Below are 18,680 nucleotides of genomic sequence, written 5' to 3'. Positions count from 1 at the left end.
TCTGCCCGGACGTTGAAGCCGAGCCGGTCAGCGGTTCACCAATCATGATCAGGCGCCCAAGCCGGTATGCGGGAACGGGTAGCGTCCCGGTCTCGTAACGCCGGCGCGCGGTCGCGTACGAGATGCCAGTGGCCGCTGCCCATTCCTTGAGGTTCACAATGCAAATTATAGCTAACTAGTGAGCACTATTGACCATTTGCTCGTCGGCAGTTGGCAACCCCCACGGCAGCTGTCGTCAGCACGGTCGGAGCCCATCCCGGGGTTCGACCCGGCACTGCCGGTCGTCCACGCGTAGCGGACGGCGGAAGAGACCTCCGGTATCAGCTGCACGCTCACGTTCGGCCCAGCGCCGAACGCAAGCTGCCGTGTCTGCCGGAGGTACCGCAATGGGCGCGCTGCCCGCGTTCGCTTTTCTCGTCCCTGTCGCCTGCGCGGCGATCTGGGCAACGGCTCGCGTTGTCCTGGTCCTCATCGTCCTGCGCGGCACGAAGCCGGAGGAACGCTCCGAGCTCCTCCGCGCCATGTCACACCTCAGCCGTCCACCCGCCGCGCTTCCGCGCCCCCGCCCGCGCTCACCACGTCCACGCCAGTGACGATCGGGTGCACCGCGCGGACCCGGCCACCGTCCGGCCCGCGCCGCGTCAGAGCGCGATCGGACGGTAGGCCAGCGCGGCGTCGACGATCTGTTCCGCCGTCGCGTCGCGCAGTGCGGGCGGTGGGTGGAAGATGAGGCCGCTCGCGCCCGGCATCACGGTGTTGCGGTCGAACGCGGCGATGGACCAGTCGTCGGCCGGGTCGGCGAGAATGCGTCGCACGATCTCGACCAGTTCGTCCCGGGTGACGTCGGGCAGCCGGACCGGCGGTGCCGCGCACGCCCACTCGATCAGCGCTTCGCGGTCCGGCGCTCCGCAGCGATAGCGGAAGTCGTCGGGCCCGAAGCGGTGGCCGGTCGTCTCGTTGAGTGCCGCGACCGCCGCGGCGGCGTCCGCACCGCTGCCGACGAGCTCCTCGATCCGCTGTACCGCCGCTGTGATCGCGGCTCGTCGCTCGGCCGTGACCGGCCTGCGTTGTAGCGCGTCGCGCAACTCCATGCCGCGGACCCTACCGCCCCCACCGATCCACCAGCGCCCATCTGCCGGCGCAGGGTATCGTTGGCGGCGCAAAAAAACACGGCCCCGTCGGTAGTCGGGGCGTCGCCGCTTCGGTGGCGATCCGTCTCCTGCCGGTCCGTTCGCTGACCGGTTGTCCGGTGCAGGACGCATGCTGCCTGCACTCAGGAGACCGTGATGGCGACGTTGACCGTGTTCTTCGACAACCCGTTCTGGGTTGCCGTGCTCGAAGTGCGTGACCCGGAGGGTGTACGGGCGACCCGGCATGTCTTCGGCGGCGAGCCGACCGATGCCGAGCTGTACCAGTTCCTGCTCCGGCACGGTGGTGCCCTGCTCGACCGGGCCGGACGGTCCGCCGCGGTGGCCGGTCAGCCGGCGCAGCCCCCGGCCCGCGGCCCGAAGCGGCTGGCCCGGGATGCGGCCCGGGCCGCGCAGGCGGCGCGGCCGAGCACCGCGGCCCAGGAGGCGGTCCGCAAGGAGCTGGAGCTGCGCAAGCAGGCATCCATCCGACGCGGCCGCGAGGCGAAGGAGGCACACGCCGAGCACCGCCGCGACGTCCGGCGCGCCAAGGCCCGCGACCGCCACCGCGGCCACTGACGGCCGGGCCGATGGCGACCTCGGCCGTCACGGTCGGCGTCGTCGGGGGTGTACCAGTGTCCGGATTGGACGATGCACCCGCGGGCGCTGGTCAGGCGGTGAGGGTGGTGGCGTAGACGAAGCGGTCGGGGCGCAGGACTGCCACCTCGGCGCGGTGCTTGGCGAACCAGGCGGTCAGCACGCCGTCGACGTCGACCACCGTCAGTGCGTCTTCCGCCGTTGCAGGACCTTCTGCCGCGGCTGGGCTGTCTGACGCGGCGGGGGCTTCTGCGGCGGCGGGGGTGGTGCCGGGTGACAGGACGCGGATGAGGGTTGCCGGCGGGCCGGGGCGTCGGGTTGTGGCGGTCACGGACGGGCCGATCACCGCGAAGCCTGTGCCGAGCACGTCGTCGAGGCGGACGGGGTCGGTGGCGCCGGCTGGCAGGACCAGCGGCTGGGGGAACATCGTGCCGATGGGGCCGCGGCGGGTGCCGCCGGCGAGCGCGCCCTTGTCCAGGATCGGCGCGGGCTTGAACTCGAAGTGGCGGATGAGGCGGCGTACGCGGGGCACCGCCTGGACGGCGCGCAGGGTGGTGTCGCGCAGGAAGGCGAGCACGCGGTTGCGGACCAGGAAGACACGGCCGAGGCGGACGCTCATGGCGGCCATCGCGGCGGTGTGGGGGCGTCGTTCGGCCTCGTACGTGTCGAGCAGGTCGTCGCCGGCGGTGCCGTCCAGGGCCATGGCGAGCTTCCAGCTGAGGTTCGCGGCGTCGCGGAGGCCGCTGCACAGGCCCTGGCCGAGGAACGGTGGCATCTGGTGGGCGGCGTCGCCGAGCAGGAAGACCCGGCCCGCCCGCCACTGCCGCGCGGCGAGGTGGTGGAAGGTGTACACGACGGCGCGGGTCACCGTGAAGCGGTCGGGGTCGACGTACGGGGCGGCCAGCCGCGCCACCGTCTCAGGCCGGGTCATCTCCTCGGGCGTCTCGGTGGCGCGGAGCATGAACTCGAGGCGGTGCGTGCCGAACGCGCCGGGCGAGACGAACGCGGGGCGGCGCCAGTCGCAGACGAACCTGGTCGTCGGCTGGCGGACGCCGCCCGGCTCGACGTCGCCGGAGATCGCCAGCCACGGCTCGGCGTACGACGTGCCACTCAACGCGATTCCAACGGCCGCACGGGTTGCGCTGCGGGCGCCGTCGCAGCCGAGCACATACCGCGCCCGGAGCGAGCTGACGGCGCCGTTATCCAACGCGCGTAGGAATACCGTGACGCCGTCGGCGTCCTGGTCGAGGCCGGTCAGCTCGACGCCGGTCCGCAGCGACACGTGCTCGAACCGTTCGAGGCCGCCGCGCAGCGACGCCTCCAGCCGGGGCTGGTCGAAGAAGTGCAGCGGCTCGCTGCCCAGGCCGAAGTCGACCTCGTCGAGCGCGATCGTGGCGAACGGCCGGCCGTCGCCGCTGACGTACTCGACGAGCGGCGGCGGGTACATGTCGGCGGCGACCTCGTCGCGCAGCCCCGCCTGCTGGTAGATCCGCAGGGCCTCGTCGTCGCAGGAGAACGCCCGCGGCTGCCCGTGCGGGGCGGTGCTGCGCTCGACGACGACGGTCCGCACCCCGCGGATGCCGAGCAGGTTGGCGGTGAGCGCGCCGACCGGCCCGCAACCCACCACGACGACGTCTGTGTCCATCCGGGCAGTCCACCAACACGCTGTGGGAACCGTGTGGAACCCGTGTGGAGGTCCCTACCGGCGGCGCAGCGCGGCGTCGAGCAGCGACGGTGGCGTGTCGAACTTCTCCTGCGGCGCCAGGTCCACGCCCGGCGCGACGATCGCGTCGACGGCGTCGAGGACGTCGGCCGGCAGTACCACATCCGCCGCCGCCAACTGGGAGTCCAGGTGCTGCAGCGTGCGCGGCCCGATGATCGCGCTCGTCACGCCCGGGTGCGCGGTCACGAAACCCAACGCGAGTTGGATTAGCGTGAGTCCCGCGTCTTCGGCGACCTTGGCCAGCCGCTCCACGGCCTCGAGCCGGGCCCGGTTGGAGGCGATGCCGAGGTCGAAGCGCTCCGGCAGGATCGCCGACCGGCTGGTGGTGATCTCCCGGCCCTCCCGCACCGCGCCCGACAGCCATCCCGACGCGAGCGGGCTCCACGCGAGCACGCCGAGACCGTACTCCTGGGTCACGGGCAGCACATGCGCCTCGATTCCCCGCTGCAGGATGGAATAGCTGGGTTGTTCGGTCACATACCGGCCGAGGTGGTGCCGCCGCGCCGCCCATTCGGCCTGCACGATGCGGTACGCCGGAAACGTCGACGACCCGAAGTAGCGGATCTTCCCGGCGCGCTGGAGGTCGGTGAGCGCCGACAGGGTCTCCTCGTCGCTGGTCGTCGGGTCCCAACGGTGGATCTGGTACAGGTCGACGTGCTCCACCCCGAGGCGACGCAGGCTGTTGTCGAGCTCGGTGACGAGCCACCGGCGGGACGCGCCGCGGTGGTTGCGCTCGTCGCCCATCGGCATCACCGCCTTCGTCGCGAGGACGATGTCGTCGCGCCGCCCGGCGATCGCCCGGCCGACCATCTCCTCGGACTCGCCCTGCCCGTACATGTCGGCGGTGTCGATCATGTTGATCCCGGCGTCGAGGGCGGCGCCGACGATGGCCGTCGCCTCGTCCTGCGTGGTGCGCCCGATGCTGCCGAAGTTCATCGCGCCGAGCACGAGCGTGCTGACCTGCACACCCGTGCGGCCCAAAGTGCGGTACTGCATGGCCGTCTGGCATCCTTTCCCCATAAGCGGAACCTCGTTCCGCTCTCTCGACGATACGGAACACGGTTCCGTTTGCCAAGTTCCTGGAGCGGGCAGTGACGCACGAGGCACCACGGAAGCGCGCCGACGCGCGCCGCAACGAGCAGACCCTGCTGGACGCGGCGGCCGCGGCGTTCGTCGCGGCGGGCGTCGACGCCCCGGTCCGCGACATCGCCGCGCGGGCGGGCGTCGGCGTCGGCACCATCTACCGCCACTTCCCGACCCGCGCCGACCTGATCGTCGCCGTCTACCGCCACCAGGTCGAGGCGTGCGCCTCCGCCGGCCCGGACCTCCTCGCCGGCACCGCCTCCCCGCACGCCGCCCTGGCCGCCTGGATCGACCTGTTCGTCGACTTCCTCGTCACCAAGCACGGCCTCGCCGCCGCGCTGCGGTCCGACGACACCACGTTCGAGACGCTGCACGCGTACTTCATCGACCGCCTGCTGCCCGTCTGCGCGTCCCTGCTGTCAGCGGCCGTCACCGCCGGCGAGGCAAGGCCCGACGTGGAGCCGTTCGCCCTCATGTACGCCGTTGGCAACCTCTGCATCGGCGCCGGCCGCGACCCCCGCTACGACGCCCGCCACATGGCCCAGCTCCTCGTCGCCGGCCTCCGCCCACCACCGCCCGCCGCCTGAACGGCACGACCGCGGCGGGGGCAGTGGAACAATCAGGACAACAGACCCAGACGAGCCGAGAGGAACGGCTTGTCGCCTACCGATCGTCGTTCAGGAGGTGTGCATGACGGCCGAGATTGTCGCGCCGGCCTGGATGCATGAGCAGATCACGGCCGAGCAATACGCGTCCTGGACAAGGGAGCAATGCGCGGATATCGAGATCGTGGATGGGATGGTCCTCGCGGGTCCGAGCGCCTCCAAGCGGCACAACCGCCTGGCCAGGCTACTGGCGAATGTCTTGGATGCCGCTGCGGGGCCGGATTGGAACGCCGACACCGACTTCGACGTCCGGCTTCAGGACGTGCCGCTGAACAACCGTCGTCCTGACGTGACGGTCTACCGGGCGGAGACCATCGACGTCACTCCGACCCGACCCGAGCATGTGCTTCTTGTGGTCGAGGTGGTCTCTCCCGGGTCGGAGACGACCGATCGGATCGTCAAGGCCGATCAGTACGCGAGGGCCGGTATTCAGTTCTACTGGCGAGTCGAGCAGGCCGCCACTGGCGCGCCTCTCCTCTACACGTACGTTCTTGACCCGGCGACCGCACGCTACCGCGAGAGCGAGATCTTCACCGGCGTCGTCAAGCTGACCGCGCCCTTCCTGGTCGAAGTCGACCTTGGCGAATTCTGATTCTGTCTCACCTGGGCGGTCGGCTGAGGCCGCGGTGGATGTGATCGAGGTGCTGCGGGAGCGGGTCGGGACGTTTCGGCGGCTGGCGGTGGAGCACGGCACTCCCGTCGTCATCGGTGCGCCGGTGCCGTTGCCGCGGAATCCGGGGCTGCCGGGTGGGCTGTACGACGTGTTCGACCTGGTCGGCAGCGTCGACACCGGGGATCTGCGGTTCGCGCCGCCCGCGAAGGTGCGCACCGTCGAGGCGTGGCGGGATCGCGTCGTCGACGAGGAGTGTCCGCTGGGCGGCCCGCCGGCGATCGGTGAGGGGTATGTCGTGACCGGTGACACCGAGGACGACGTCATCGTCATCGGTGACCTCTCCCTCGACGTCGCGGACAGCAGCGTCTACTACATCGACGGTGACAGCTACCGGTTCTACTGCATCGACGGCGCCGGGCTGGAGGAGATCGAGGTCGACGAGTTCGCGCCCGACCTGCCGACGTTCTTCACGCGGTACGTGTTCGGGCCCGGGTACCCGCGCCTCGCGGCGACCGTGTGCAACCTCCGGGCGTACCAGACCCGCAAACACCGATACGTCGCCCCATGGATGACGAATTCCCGTGAAGCCCACCCCCTGATTCCGCCGCCCGGGCGCGAGACTGGTCGGATGGAGACGTGGTTCGATCACGCCGCGGCGGAAGCGGCCGAAGCGCGCGGCGACTGGACCACGGCGATCGCCGTCGTCAGCGAGTTCGCCGAGTGCTACAGCCAGGACTTCCACCGGCACAACGCACACCTGTGGCACATGGACCTTCTGGCGAGAGCCGGCCTGCTGGACGAACTGGCCGATCAGGCCGGCGTCGACGTGCACGCGCGGCGGCGGCTGGACCGGCTCCTGTTCGAGGAAGGCCGCGCCGGCGAACTGCGCCGCCGCGCGGAGGACGGCGACAAGACCGCCCTCCACCTGCTGGTGCGCCTTCTTCGCGCCCAGGGCCAGCGGGCGGCCGCCGTGCGGGCGCCCGCCGACATCGACGCTGATCGCAAGCGTGCATGATCGTAGGGTGGCCGTCATTGCGTTGTTCCACCCTGTGTACGGACTGCGCCCGGCCGTGCTCGACCGTCCACCGGTGCGCCCCGTCGTGGCGTCTCCGGCGGGGTAGGGTCTCGGTGTGACGATGGGCGCCGGTCCCGAGGCGGTCCTGCCGGCCGAGCGGCCGCGGTGGACGTGGGAGCATCCGGTCGACCCGCGCTGGCTGCTCCTCGGTGACGTCGGCTTCGAGGGTACCTACGAGGACGACATCCCGCTGGCGCTGTGCGCGGAGATCGACGGACTGTTCGTGGATCTGCCGCCCCGGCCCCGGGAGGGGTTCACGCTCGTCGGCTGCGCCCCGGGCGGCGCGCTTGCCGACCTCCTCGACCGGCTGCCCGCCGAGGCGTTCGGCACAGATCAGGCCTGGCTGGGCGACGTCCACATAGCGGTGCCGCTGCCACCGCCGGGCACGTCGCCGCCCTGGTGGGGGGAGTACCTCGGCGACATCGTCGTGCTCGCGCAACGGCCGAGCCTCGCCGTGCCGGGAACCGTGGACATCGATCTCAGCGGCTTCGTCCATGTCTACGACCGCACGGATGCCGTGGTGCGTCCCGGCGAGGTGACCGAGTTCGTGGTCCAGGGCCGGGACGAGGAGCCCTACGGCACATGCCGGGACGTCACCGGCGTGTTCCGCGATCAGGCCGCACCACCCGTGCCGCAGATCCGGCTGCTCGGCTGCCGGCCGGAACCTCTGCTGCTGACCGCGCTCGGTGCGCTCGGCCAGTCGACAAAGGCAGGTCTGCGTCGCCGTCGCGTCCGCGCCGAGGTGTACGCAGTCGCCGCCGACGGTTCGGCCGACCAGATCATCGGTGCCGTGGTGTCCGGAACGGTCGCCGCGAGCGGGCCGTCACGGCTCGGTGCCGGGCTCGTCGACGTGACGGTCGACAGCGATCCGCAGGAGCCGCTGCCGACGGGCGTCCTCAGCATCCTGGAGCATTGGCACACCGGACGGCCCGCCGGGAAGAATCTGTGGGCCGGCTACGACCGGGAGCTGCGCCATCACTGGGCCGGCATGGCGCTCGCCCACCCGTCCGGTACGCCGGACCGGCCGGCCGGCACCACATACGACCTCGACGGCCGGTTCGTGACCGACATCGACGGGTTCTACTGCGCGATCGGTGAGGCGATCAACGGCCCGGGTGGATACTTCGGCTGGAACCTCGACGCCCTCGACGACTGCCTGTGCGGGAAGTTCGGCGCGCAGACACCGTTTCGCCTGGTGTGGCACGACTCCGCCGTCGCCCGCGCGCACCTCGTCGCCGGCTACGACCGGCGCCGGCTGGGCCCTGCCGTCACCATGGAATATCTGCTGAACATGCTCACGACGCACCAGGTTGAGATCGACCTACGGTGAGCTGCAGGCCGACGCCGACAGCCGCGACGTCGCCCGGTCCCACCCGATGAGGGGGGCTGGAGTCAACGGCGCGGGCGCGTAGCCGTCCTCCACAGGGCCGGCATGCCGATTCGGGCCGGTTCCACGGTGGTCGATGTCAAGGTGCTGGTCGGTCGGGGGGGCGGAGGAGCGTTGCGATCACAGGTGTCTCATCGGCGGCGGAGTTCGGCGAGACTGGTGGCTGAGTCCGCGGTGGACGTGAACGAGGTGCTCCGGGAGCGGGTCGAGACGTGTCGGCGGCTGGCGGTCGAGCAGGGCGTTCCCGTCGTCGTCGGTGACCCGGTGCCGTTGCCGCGGAACGCGGGGCTGCCGGTGGGGCTGTACGACGTGTTCGACCTGGTCGGCAGCGTCGACACCGGGGATCTCCGGTTCGCGCCGCCCTCGGAGGTGCGCACCGACGAGGCGTGGCGGGATCGCGTCGTCGACGAGGAGTGTCCGCTGGGCGACCCGCCGGCGACCCGTTCCGGACCCGGTTGAAGCCCCGTCGCGGCGCTGCTACGTCAGGATGACCGGGTTGGTGAGTGCCGCCATGTGGCCGGTGGGATGGCGGACCTCGACGCGGACGAAGGTGGGCCGGTCGGTGGTGGACCAGGTCGCGGTGCCCGCGCCGGCGGGAGGCAGCGCCTCCTGGTGGGACCGGCCGCGGTCGGTGTGGAGGCTGACCGTGCCCGACGGCACGCCGCTCACGTGGACCTCCACCGTGACGGGTTCGCCGCCGGCGGCGGGCAGGTGCTCGCCGATTCCGGCCTCGGACGGACCCGCGGTGGCGACCAGCGTCAGCTGGATCGCGGCGGACCCGGCGATCCAGCAGCGGCCCGCGCGCAGGGCGGCGAGCACGGCGTGCTGGGTGAGGTCCGCGGCGTGGACGACGGTCTGCGGGGTGCCGATCTGGCCGGCCAGGTGGACGTCGCTGTTGCCGATCGCCGGTGTCCAGCGGTGGCGGTGGACGCCGATCGCCAGGCCGCGGCCCCACTCCGCGAGGGCTGCCTCGTTGTCGGCGTTCCAGGGCAGGTCGGAGCTCCACTGCCCGTTCCACACCTCGACCGCGTCGAAGCCGTCGAACGGGTACATGAAGGTGCCCGCCGGGTACGGGGCGTGCGGGTGCGCCACGACGCACAGGCCGCCGGCCCGCTGGACCTCGGCGACGGGCCGGTCGATCAGGTCGTCGCGGACGCCGTAGCGCCAGTCGGCGACGTGCCCGGGAGCCAGGCCGAGCGCCAGCCAGTGCCCGGTCTCGGTGACGACCTCCTGACCGGGGATGACCAGCAGGCCGTCGCCGGCGAGCCGCGACCACGGGTCCCCGGCGGCGTCCAGGTTGTGTTCGGTCACGGCGATGAAGTCGAGCCCGGCCGCCCGGGCGGCGCCGACGAGCTCCTCCGGCGTGAGCTCCCCACCGTGCGAGCGCCGGGAATGCACGTGGCAGTCACCCCTGAGCCAGTGCAGGTCCCCGGCCATAGCGGCATCGTAGCCACGCCGGCACCCCCGCCGGAGAGCGTGCGCCTCAGACCGCTTGCAGCTTCCGGTTGACGTCGCCGGCGCGGGGGTCGCCGATCGCCTCGAAGTGCTGGAGGGCGCGGCGCCACGACACGGCCGCCCCGGCGCCGTCGCCGGCGGCGTGGTGGCGGTCGCCGGCGGCGACGAGGACGTCGGCGGCGGTGGCGCGGTCGCCGAGCTGCTCGAAGAGCTGGATCGCCTTGTCGTAGCAGCGGGTCGCCTGCTGGTGGTCGCCGAGATGGTCGTGGGCGAGGGCGAGGCTGTCCCACGTGCCCGCCTCGCCGTGCCGGTCGCCGACCTCCTGCAGCAGCTGCAGCGCCCGGCCGGAGAGGTCCAGGGTCCGCCGGTGGTCGCCGAGCTGGGCGTGCAGCCATCCGGCCGCGTTCAGGGTGCGGGCCTGCCACAGTACGTCACCCGCCGCCTCGAACAGGTCGAACGCCTGCTCGCTGTGGGCCAGCGCCTCCCGGTGCCGCTGCTGGACCTGCAGCATCCAGCCGATGTTGTGGTGGGTGCGGGCCTGGCCGACCGGGTCGCCCAGGGAACGGTAGAGGTCGATGGCCTGGTCGAGGTGCGTCGCGGCCTCGTCGAAGCGGCCCAGCCGGGCGAGGGTGCGGCCCAGGTCGCGGTGGACGTGCGCGCGGCCGAGGACGTCGCCGACGCGCAGCAGGGCCGCGAGGGCCGCGGTGGAAGTCGCGATGAGGTCGTCGAAGCGGCCCAGCCAGTCGAGGTACGTGGTCAGCGTCCACGCGAGCCGCCACACGTGCTCGTCGAGGCCCTCGGCGGCGCCGCCGTGCACGGCGGTGAGCAGGACCGCGTCCTCGGCGGTGAACCACGCCATCGCCTCGTCGCCGCCGCGGACCTTGATGACCGTGACGCCGTCGGCGGGGCGTGGCAGCCGCGTCGGCGGGCGGCCGGTGTCCAGCTGCATGACCGCCGCGTGCGCGGTGTGCAGGTAGTGGTCGAACATCCTGAGGACGGCGGCGGCCCGGTCCGCGGAGACCTGTTCGGCGGCGTAGCTGCGCAGCAGGTCGTGGAAGCGGAACCGGCCGGGCGTGTGCTCGGTGAGCAGGTTCGCCTCGACGAGCTCGGCCAGCAGCGCCCGCGCCCGCGGCAGCCCGACGCCGGCGAGGCTGGCCGCGGCCGGCACGCCGAGATCGGGGCCCGGGTGCAGGCCCAGCAGGCGGAACATCCGCGCCCCGTCGTCCGTCAGCGCGCGGTACGACCAGGAGAACACCGCCCGCACGTCGGTGCTCGTGTCGCCGCCGTCGAGGGCGTCCAGCCCGCCGGCCGTGTCGCGCAGCTGGGCCGCGTGCGTGGCGAGCGACGTGCCCGGACGGGTCGCGGCGTGCGCGGCGGCGATGGACAGCGCGAGCGGCAGCCGCGCGCACCGCTGCACGATCTCCGCGACCGCGGCGGGCTCCGCGGCGGTCCGGGCCGCGCCGAGCCGGAGGGTCAGCAGTTCGCGCGCCTCCCCCGTGGTCAGCAGGTCCAGCGCGAGCGGCACCGCGCCCTCGGCCGCGACGAGCGGCGTCAGCTGGTTGCGGCTCGTCACCAGGACCAGGCAGCCGGGCGCGCCGGGCAGCAGCGGGCGGACCTGGTCTGCGTCGCGGGCGTTGTCGAGGATGATGAGGACCCGCTTGCCGGCCAGGATGCTCCTGTACCGGGTGGCCCGGTCGTCCAGCCCGGCCGGGACCTGCTCCCGCGGCATCCGGAACGCGTGCAGGAAGCCGCTCAGCGCCTCCGCCGGGTCCATCACGGCGCCGCGCTGGTCGAAGCCGCGCAGGTTGACGTACAGCTGACCGTCGGGGAACCGGTCCGCGACCCGGTGCGCCCAGTGCACCGCGAGACTGGTCTTGCCGACGCCGGGCGGGCCGGACACGGCACAGACGACCGTGGTCCGCGCTGCCGCCGCCTCCTGCACGAGGGCGTCCAGCCGGGCGAGGCGCTCCGCGTGGCCGGCGAACCCGCGCACCGCCAGCGGTAGCTGCGCCGGCGCGGCGGGTGCGGCGGCGGTGACCCGCGACGCGGTCAGGTCGAGCGCCGGGTCCTGCCGCAGCACGGCCGCCTCAAGGTCGCGGAGGTGCTGGCCCGGGTCCAGCCCGAGCTCGGTCGCGAGCGCCTGCCGCAGCCGCTGGTAGGTGGCGAGCGCGTCGGCGGGGCGGCCCGACCGGTACAACGCGAGCATCAGCTGCCCGTGCAGCCCCTCGTCGAGGGGATGGTCGCGGGTGAGCCGCTCCAGGTCGGGCACGAGCTGCGCGTGCTCGCCGAGCTGCAGCCGGCACTCGGCGAGCGCCGACTGGGCGTGCAGGCGCAGCACCTCCAGCCGCTCGGCCTCCGCGTCGAGGCCGGTCTGGCCGGCGATGTCCTCGAGCGGCTTGCCGCGCCATAGGGCGAGGGCCTGCTGCAGCACGCGCACCCGCTCGGCGTGCTCGCCCTGCGCGGAACCCTGCGCGGAACCCTGCGCGGTCCCCTGCCGGATGAGCCGTTCGGCGACCGCGACGTCGGTGGCGTCGTCGCCCGGCAGCGCCAGAACGTAGCCGGGCGGACGGGCCACGATGGTGTCCCGCCCGCCCAGCACCTGCCGCAGGTACGACACGTGCCGCTGCAACGTGTTCATCGCCGTGGCCGGCGGGTCCTCACCCCAGACGGCGTCGATCAGCCGGTCGGTGCTGACCACCTCACCCCGGCCCACCGCCAGCGCCGCGAGCACCGCCTTGCGGCGCAGCCCGGGCACCTCGCGGGGCACCCCGGCCTGCGTCACGTCGATCGGCCCGAGGAGCCTGACCTGCATCGTGTCCCCCACACCCCTTCAACGACCGGTAAACGGTAGCCGCAGGTGTGGCGGTGGAGGGACCCGTCGGTCGGTGACCTGACAGCCGGTATCAGGCGCCCACGATCCGCCACACCTGCGAGTTGGCACCCGTCCACGGCCGCGTGACGGCGCGGAAGTCCTGCGCGCTGGACACGTACGCGTCCAGGTAGCGTCCACTGCTCACCTGCTGCACCGTGTAGAACGCGCCGCCGTAGTCCTGCAGCCGCCACAGCTGGGTGTTGTCGAACGTCTGCCGCGGCCGCGTCACGACCCGGTAGTCGAGGCTCGCGATCTCGTGCGCGTCGAGGAACCGCCCACTGCTGGCCTGTTGCAGCGTGTACAGCCCACCGCCCACGTCCGTCAGCCACCACTTCTGCGTGTTGTCCGTCTGGTACGGCCTGGTCACCACGTTGTAGTCCTGCGACGCGATCTCGTGCGCGTCGAGCAGCCTGGCCCCGCCGTCCTGCGCGAGGATCACCAGCCTCGGCGCCGCAGCGACCTGCGCCGCCTGTTGCTGTGTCGCCGCTGCCGCACTGGTCGCCGCCCCGAAGAGCACGGCACCCGCCGCCGCGAGCACGACGACAACCCGCCAACCGGCGCTGCGCTTTGCTTTCATGGTCCTACCTCCGTCTGGTTCCGCCGGCCGGACCCACCCGGCCGATCTCCCAGAAGGCTGACCGGCACCCCTGAAACGCTGCTGAAACCCCGCTCACGCCGGTCTCCGCCGGGCAGCGGACGTCCACCCTATGGCGTTTCCTTCGGCGGCGGGAGACGATCTTCACCTTGGACACGTCGGCCCGGAGGCGATCATCGCAGCGCGCAAGAGCTCGATCCTGGAAGTGCCCTACGACCAGCACGGGAACCTGATGTTCTGGGTCGACGACCGGTGGGCCCACTCGTATCTGGGTGAGCGCCTCGTGCCGTACACCATGCGGCCCAACGTCGACTTCGAGGCGACTCTCACCATCGACTCGATGCGGACGGGGCGCTCCGCGAAGTACCTGGTGTGGCGCGGCGCCGACGGGCACCACTACCCGATGTTCATCTCCGACCTGACCGAGATGCTCCCGCTGGTGACCGTTGCCCGGGGCGTCGTTTCCGGCATCTGGCGGGTGCGCAAGAAGGGCCAGAACTACGGGATCGCCCTGGCCGCCACTGCCTGACCGTTTCCGCCGGCCGGGGTCAGCGCCGGAAGCGGTGCAGGAGGAGCAGGGCGCCCTGGGTGGTAGCGGTGGCGGCGCCGGTGTGGAGGTCTTCCTGGTTGGCGGTGGCGAGGCCGCGGACGCGGAGGAGCTCGGCGGTGAGGACCTGTTCGCCCATGGCCGCGGCGGCGGTGAGGCCTTCGGTGGCGAGGGTGGCGGCGGTGGTGCGGTCGCCGGCGGCGAGGTGGGCGTCGGCCATGGCGGCGATGGAGATGGTCCTCGTGGCGCGCAGGCCGAGGCGGTGGATCGCCTCGCCGGTGGTGCGCATCGTGGCGAGGGCGGCGGGTGTACCGGTGTGCACGGCCGCCCAGGCCGCCACGAAGTCGCCGGTGGTGACGAAGTGGGGCATGCCCTGGCGGGTGCCGATCTCGCGGCAGCGCCGGGCGGCGGCGAGGGCGGCGGGGACGTCGTGCTCCTGCAGGGCGGTCCAGGCGGCGTACAGGGCGGCGTTGGCGCGGCCGTACGGGTCGTCGCAGCGCTCGGCGAGTGCCGCGGCCGAGGACAGGTCCTCCCGGGCGGCGGCGGGCAGGCCGCGCAGCGAGCGGACGAGGGCACGGAAGTTGTACGCGGCGAGGGCCGGGTGCGGCCCGCCTGCGAGCGCAGGTGGCGGGGGTCGACGGCGGCGAGGCGGTCGACGGCGGTGCTGAGGTGCTCGTCGGCCTCGGCGAGGCGACCGGTGAAGTAACAGGCGACACCGAGCAGGTACGGGCCGGCGACGGCGAGCAGCTCGTCCGAAGGCGCGCCCGCACCGATCGGCTCGTCCGAAGGCGCACCCGCACCGAGCGGCTCGCGCGGAGGCGCGCCCGCACCGAGCGGCTCGCGCGGAGGCGCGCCTGCACCGAGCGGCTCCTCCGCGGGCGCGCCGGAGTCGTTTGACGCCCCCGCGGATGGGGCGGAGGCGAGCAGTTGGCGGGCGAGGTCCTCGGCGACCGTGTACTCGGCGCGGTTGCAGGCGACCTCGCCCAGCGTCCACAGCGCGGCGCGGACGTCGGTGCCGGTGCCCGTGTACGGCAGCAGCCACCTGGCCCGGGCGGCCGCCTCGGCGACCGCGTCGCTGCCGACGCCGACGGTGATCTGCAGCAGCGCCGCCCGGCGCAGCTGCACGTCCAACTCGGCGGCGGCCGCGCCGGGGGACGTGGCGGCGTTCGGCGCGAGCTGGTCGGTGGCGCGGGCCAGGTGGGCGAGCGCGTCCTCGTACGCGAGGCGGCGCGCGGCGTCGTCGGCGGCGCGCACCGTCCAGCGCAGGAAGTCGCCCGCGTGGCCCAGGCCGATCGACCGTCCATAGTGGAACGCGATCTCGCCCGCGGTGAGCGCGCCGGGGTACGGGTCGGCGGCCGCGGACGCCAGGCGGGCGTGCAGGGCGGCCCGTCGCGCCGCGGGCAGCTCGGCGTACGCGACCTCGGCGAACAGCGGGTGCCGGAACCGGACCGCGCCGGGGCCGGCCTCCGTGACCAGCTGCGCCGCGGCCGGGCCGGCGAGCAGCTCGGCGGCGGGGGCGCCGGTCACGGCGGCGAGGAGCCGCAGCTCCAGGTCCCGTCCGGCGACGCCGAGCACGTCCAGGCACTCGCGGGTGACCGCGTCGCGGACGCCGTCCAGGCGCAGCCGCACGGCGTCGCGGACGCTCGGCGGCAGCCGCTCCCCCGGCGCGCCGAGGACCTCGGTGAGGAAGAACGGGTTGCCGCCGGTGCGCTCCGCGAGCCGCCGCACCACGTCGTCCGGCGCGGGTGCGCCGGTGCGGGCCGCGACCAGGTCGGCGACCCCGGCGGGGTCGAGGCCGGCGAGGCGCAGCTGCCCGGAGCCGGCGCCGCGGGCGAGGTCGTCGAGGGTCTCCACGAGGGCGGGGTCGCGCTCGTACGGGCGCAGTGTCGCCACCACGAGCGTCCGTCCCGTGTGGACGGTCGCGGCCAGGAACCGGGTCAGCAGCAGCGAGTCCGGGTCGGCCGCGTGGAGGTCGTCGAGGACGAGCACCAGACCGGAGGGGGCGGCGGCCGCTCGTACCAACGCCGAAACCGCCTCATAGGCGCGGAACCTCGCCGCGGGATCGGGTGCGACGTCCACCGTGGACGGTCCGCCGACGAACCCGGTGAGGGCCGCCGCGGGGGCCTCGGCGTGCGGGAGGGCGAGCAGTCCGCGCACGATCTGGCTCCACAGCCAGAACGGCGGCGCCTGCCCGACGGCGGGGCAGCGACCCCACACCACGGGGACGCCGGCGGCCGCGGCCCGGTCGGTGACGGCGGTGGCCAGGGTCGTCTTGCCGATGCCCGCCTCGCCGACGACGGCGACCATCCGCCCGCCGCCGCGCAGCGCCGCCCCGAGATGCTCGCCGAGGACGGCCAGCTCGGCGACCCGCCCGACGAAGCCGGCCGGCCGCGCCTCCCGCCCGGCCTCCCGCCCGGCGAAACCGGCCGGCGCGCCTTCGTGTCCGATGTGGACGGTCGGCCCGGCCTCGGGGACCATGTGGCTGAGGATCCGGTGGTGCAGCTCGCGCAGCGCCGCGCCCGGCTCGACGCCGAACTCGGTGGCCAGGAAGCGGCGGCCCTCGTCGTGGACGGCGAGGGCCTCAGTCTGCCGGCCCGCGCGGTACAGCGCGAGCATCAGCTGCCCGCGCGCCGACTCCCTGGCGGGTTGTTCGGCCACGAACCGCCGCAGGTCGGGCAGGACCGCGTGGTGCCGGCCCCCGGCGACGGCGGCGGTGCAGCGGCCCTCCTCGACCGCCAGGCGGGTCTCGGCGAGCCTGGCCACCTCGGCGTGGACGGCCGACAGGTTCCCGGCGGGCGGGTCGCCGCGCCAGAGCGCGAGGGCCCGCGTGTAGTCGCGTTCGGCGGTGGCGGGGTCACCGGCGGCGAGGGCCCGGGCGCCCGCCTCGGCGAGCGCGACGAACTCGGCGGCGTCGACCGCTTCGGGCGGCACGCGCAGCTCGTAGCCGCCGGCGTGGCCGACCACGACCGTGCCCTGCGCCCGCGCGCCGCGGCCCGGCTCGAGCGCCCGGCGCAGCGCGGCGACGTAGCTGCGCAGCGTGACCTGTGCGCTCGGCGGCGGGTCGCCGTCCCACAGCGCGTCGGTGAGCCAGCCGGTGCTGTTCACCCGGTTGGGTCGCAGGAGCAGCAGGGTCAGCAGCGCCTGCTGCTTGGGACCGCCGACCGGCACGACCGCGCCGTCGCGGGACACCAGGAGCGGCCCGAGTATCGCGAACCGCACGCTCCCGGACATGACCGGTCGAGCATAGCGTTGTGCCACAATGGGTCGCATGCGACGACTCCGAAAGGCGCATGGCGCGTAACGCCCCGGGCGCCGGCCGCGTGACACCGCGGACGCCCACCATCGACGGCCTGTCGAGCCGAGCCAACGCGGCGATCCAGGCCCTGCGCCCCCGCATCGGCGATGTCGGCGGCGCGCTCCGCACCTACCGGCGCGAGATCCGGCAGGCGGGCCGCTGGATCGACCTGGCCGGCCAGTGCCCCAGCCCGAGCTGCGACATCACCTTCCAGCGGGACATCCTCGAGGCGGCGCTGCACGCCCTGCCCCGCGACGCCGCCCGCGAGCTGCGGCGCCTCGTCGCGGCGCTGGACGAGGAGTTCCTGCGCAAGACGCTGCCCGACCCGTGGGCCGCCGCCCGCGGCCCCCGGCACGCGCGGGCCTGGTGGCGGCAGCGTCTCGAAGACCGGTGACGTCAGCGCGGCTGCAGGACGTCGACCGACGGCAGGTCACGGTTGGCGGCGTGGACCTCGGCGATGCCCGCCAGGGCGTCCCGGCCCAGCGCGCGGTAGGCGCCGGCGAGCAGTTCGACGGCTTCCCGCCGGTACCGGTCGGCGTCCAGCCAGTGCAGCTCCCGGCCGAGGACGAGCGCGAACGCGGGCCTGCCGGCGGCGAGCTCCGCCGTCGCCTCGGCGATCCAGCCGCGGGTGCGTTCCTCGTCGCCGCGGTACGCGTCGTGGCGCGCCTCCGTCTCCCCGACGCGCGGGTCGCCGCTGTCCGGCGGGAGCACCGCGCCGAGCGTCACGCCGCCCGGGGGCCGCTGCGCGTCGGCCCAGCGCGGCGGTCCGTCGGCCGCGCACGCCGCGGCGTCGGCCGCGTCGAACCAGTCGAGCACGGCCCGCAGCGGGTACAGCGTCCAGTACCGCTCGGGGTCCTCGTCGTCGTCGAGCGCGTCGTCGAGCACGCGGCGGATCTGGGCGAGGCCCGTCGGGGCCTTCGCCGTCCACGTCTCCGCCGAGTCCCTCGCGTAGTTGTAGGCGACGAACGAGGGCAGCTCGGCCGGGTCGTCGTACCAGAGGCCGTAATGCAGCCCGTCGCTGCCGCCGCCGAGGATCGTCACCAGCTCGGCCGGGTCGCGGCGGAACCGGCAGTGCAGCCGCTCGTCGAGCCCGTCGCGGCCGGCCCGCTCCAGTCCGCCGTCGGCGAAGTAGTCCAGGACGCCCCAGTCCGACAGCCCGAGCGACTGCAACGCCCGGCGTTCGTGGTCGCCGAGACTGTGCAGCGCCGCCGCGAGGACCGCGACGTGCCGGGGCAGGCGCAGGCCGTACACCTGCGAAAACCGCTGCTCGACGGCGGGGAACAATCCGGTCATGACGTCGAGTGACGCGGACCGGCGGGCCTCGTCGGCCTCCGTCGGGGCGAACATCGACTCGTCGAACCGCGCCTCGTCGAGCCCGAGCGTCTCGCTGAGCGACGCGCCGAGCGCGGCCCTGGCGGCGCCGGGCACCTCCAGCCGCGCCACCGCCGCCGCGACCCGCTCCCCCGCGTCGTCACCGAGCACGACGGTCGCGGTGGGCCCGCTGTAGGTCCGCTGGTCGTAGAGCGACACCCGCACCACCAGCCCGAGCCCGTCGACGTGCGCCAGCTCCGACAGCGCGGTGAGCGTGACACCGTCGTCGTCGAACTTCCGGTAGCCGATGAGCCGCATGGCTTCGCTGGTCACGG

At 73.7% G+C, this 18,680-nt stretch carries 15 protein-coding genes; 7 read left to right on the top strand and 8 right to left on the bottom strand.

Annotated features, from left to right (window positions below; all coding sequences use genetic code 11):
• Positions 1-641: 641 nt before the first annotated feature.
• A complete protein-coding gene (locus tag ABD332_RS51030) occupies positions 642-1,091 on the bottom strand; it encodes a hypothetical protein (protein ID WP_344512799.1) in 450 nt (149 codons plus the stop codon).
• 195 nt (positions 1,092-1,286) lie between these two features.
• Here ABD332_RS51030 and ABD332_RS51025 point away from each other — a divergent pair, with 195 nt between their 5' ends.
• Positions 1,287-1,706: a YjdF family protein gene (locus ABD332_RS51025; protein WP_344512797.1), complete on the top strand. Its 420-nt coding sequence runs from the start codon at positions 1,287-1,289 to the stop codon at positions 1,704-1,706.
• A 91-nt stretch (positions 1,707-1,797) separates the two neighbouring features.
• On the opposite strand, the gene ABD332_RS51020 is transcribed toward ABD332_RS51025, so the two are convergent.
• Both ABD332_RS51020 and ABD332_RS51015 read right to left on the bottom strand, forming a co-directional pair.
• The gene (locus ABD332_RS51020) at positions 1,798-3,369 is read right to left on the bottom strand and encodes a bifunctional 3-(3-hydroxy-phenyl)propionate/3-hydroxycinnamic acid hydroxylase (protein ID WP_344512795.1); all 1,572 of its coding nucleotides are present in this window, start codon (positions 3,367-3,369) and stop codon (positions 1,798-1,800) included.
• A gap of 54 nt (positions 3,370-3,423) precedes the next feature.
• Positions 3,424-4,443: an aldo/keto reductase gene (locus ABD332_RS51015; protein ID WP_344512793.1), complete on the bottom strand. Its 1,020-nt coding sequence runs from the start codon at positions 4,441-4,443 to the stop codon at positions 3,424-3,426.
• Between the two features lie 95 nt (positions 4,444-4,538).
• Here ABD332_RS51015 and ABD332_RS51010 point away from each other — a divergent pair, with 95 nt between their 5' ends.
• From ABD332_RS51010 to ABD332_RS50990, 5 genes are all read left to right on the top strand, one after another.
• Positions 4,539-5,117, top strand: a complete 579-nt coding sequence (locus ABD332_RS51010) for a TetR/AcrR family transcriptional regulator (RefSeq protein WP_344512791.1) — start codon at positions 4,539-4,541, stop codon at positions 5,115-5,117.
• A gap of 103 nt (positions 5,118-5,220) precedes the next feature.
• Positions 5,221-5,787: a Uma2 family endonuclease gene (locus tag ABD332_RS51005; protein ID WP_344512789.1), complete on the top strand. Its 567-nt coding sequence runs from the start codon at positions 5,221-5,223 to the stop codon at positions 5,785-5,787.
• A gap of 34 nt (positions 5,788-5,821) precedes the next feature.
• On the top strand, positions 5,822-6,823 hold the full coding sequence (locus ABD332_RS51000) for a hypothetical protein (protein WP_344512788.1): 1,002 nt from the start codon (positions 5,822-5,824) through the stop codon (positions 6,821-6,823).
• Between the two features lie 121 nt (positions 6,824-6,944).
• The gene (locus ABD332_RS50995) at positions 6,945-8,213 is read left to right on the top strand and encodes a barstar family protein (RefSeq protein WP_344512802.1); all 1,269 of its coding nucleotides are present in this window, start codon (positions 6,945-6,947) and stop codon (positions 8,211-8,213) included.
• A 216-nt stretch (positions 8,214-8,429) separates the two neighbouring features.
• Positions 8,430-8,729 (top strand): hypothetical protein, encoded by a 300-nt coding sequence (locus ABD332_RS50990; RefSeq protein ID WP_344512786.1) that lies wholly within the window; start codon positions 8,430-8,432, stop codon positions 8,727-8,729.
• A gap of 18 nt (positions 8,730-8,747) precedes the next feature.
• On the opposite strand, the gene ABD332_RS50985 is transcribed toward ABD332_RS50990, so the two are convergent.
• From ABD332_RS50985 to ABD332_RS50970, 4 genes are all read right to left on the bottom strand, one after another.
• Complete coding sequence (locus tag ABD332_RS50985; RefSeq protein ID WP_344512784.1) at positions 8,748-9,707, bottom strand: CehA/McbA family metallohydrolase; 960 nt, start codon at positions 9,705-9,707, stop codon at positions 8,748-8,750.
• A gap of 46 nt (positions 9,708-9,753) precedes the next feature.
• Positions 9,754-12,537 (bottom strand): AfsR/SARP family transcriptional regulator, encoded by a 2,784-nt coding sequence (locus ABD332_RS50980; protein WP_344512782.1) that lies wholly within the window; start codon positions 12,535-12,537, stop codon positions 9,754-9,756.
• A 91-nt stretch (positions 12,538-12,628) separates the two neighbouring features.
• Positions 12,629-13,174, bottom strand: a complete 546-nt coding sequence (locus tag ABD332_RS50975) for an RICIN domain-containing protein (RefSeq protein ID WP_344512780.1) — start codon at positions 13,172-13,174, stop codon at positions 12,629-12,631.
• A 4-nt stretch (positions 13,175-13,178) separates the two neighbouring features.
• Complete coding sequence (locus ABD332_RS50970; RefSeq protein ID WP_344512778.1) at positions 13,179-16,970, bottom strand: ATP-binding protein; 3,792 nt, start codon at positions 16,968-16,970, stop codon at positions 13,179-13,181.
• Positions 16,971-17,029: 59 nt separating this feature from the next.
• Between ABD332_RS50970 and ABD332_RS50965 the strand changes: the two genes are divergently transcribed.
• Positions 17,030-17,428 carry a hypothetical protein gene (locus ABD332_RS50965; protein WP_344512776.1) on the top strand — a complete coding sequence of 133 codons (399 nt, stop codon included), beginning with the start codon at positions 17,030-17,032 and terminating at the stop codon, positions 17,426-17,428.
• Between the two features lie 2 nt (positions 17,429-17,430).
• Here ABD332_RS50965 and ABD332_RS50960 read toward each other — a convergent pair whose 3' ends face one another.
• On the bottom strand, positions 17,431-18,678 hold the full coding sequence (locus ABD332_RS50960) for an ADP-ribosylation family protein (protein WP_344512774.1): 1,248 nt from the start codon (positions 18,676-18,678) through the stop codon (positions 17,431-17,433).
• Positions 18,679-18,680: the final 2 nt, after the last annotated feature.

The sequence above is a fragment of the Dactylosporangium maewongense genome, assembly GCF_039531485.1.
Lineage (GTDB): Bacteria > Actinomycetota > Actinomycetes > Mycobacteriales > Micromonosporaceae > Dactylosporangium > Dactylosporangium maewongense.
This window is presented reverse-complemented; position numbering and strand designations above follow the sequence as displayed.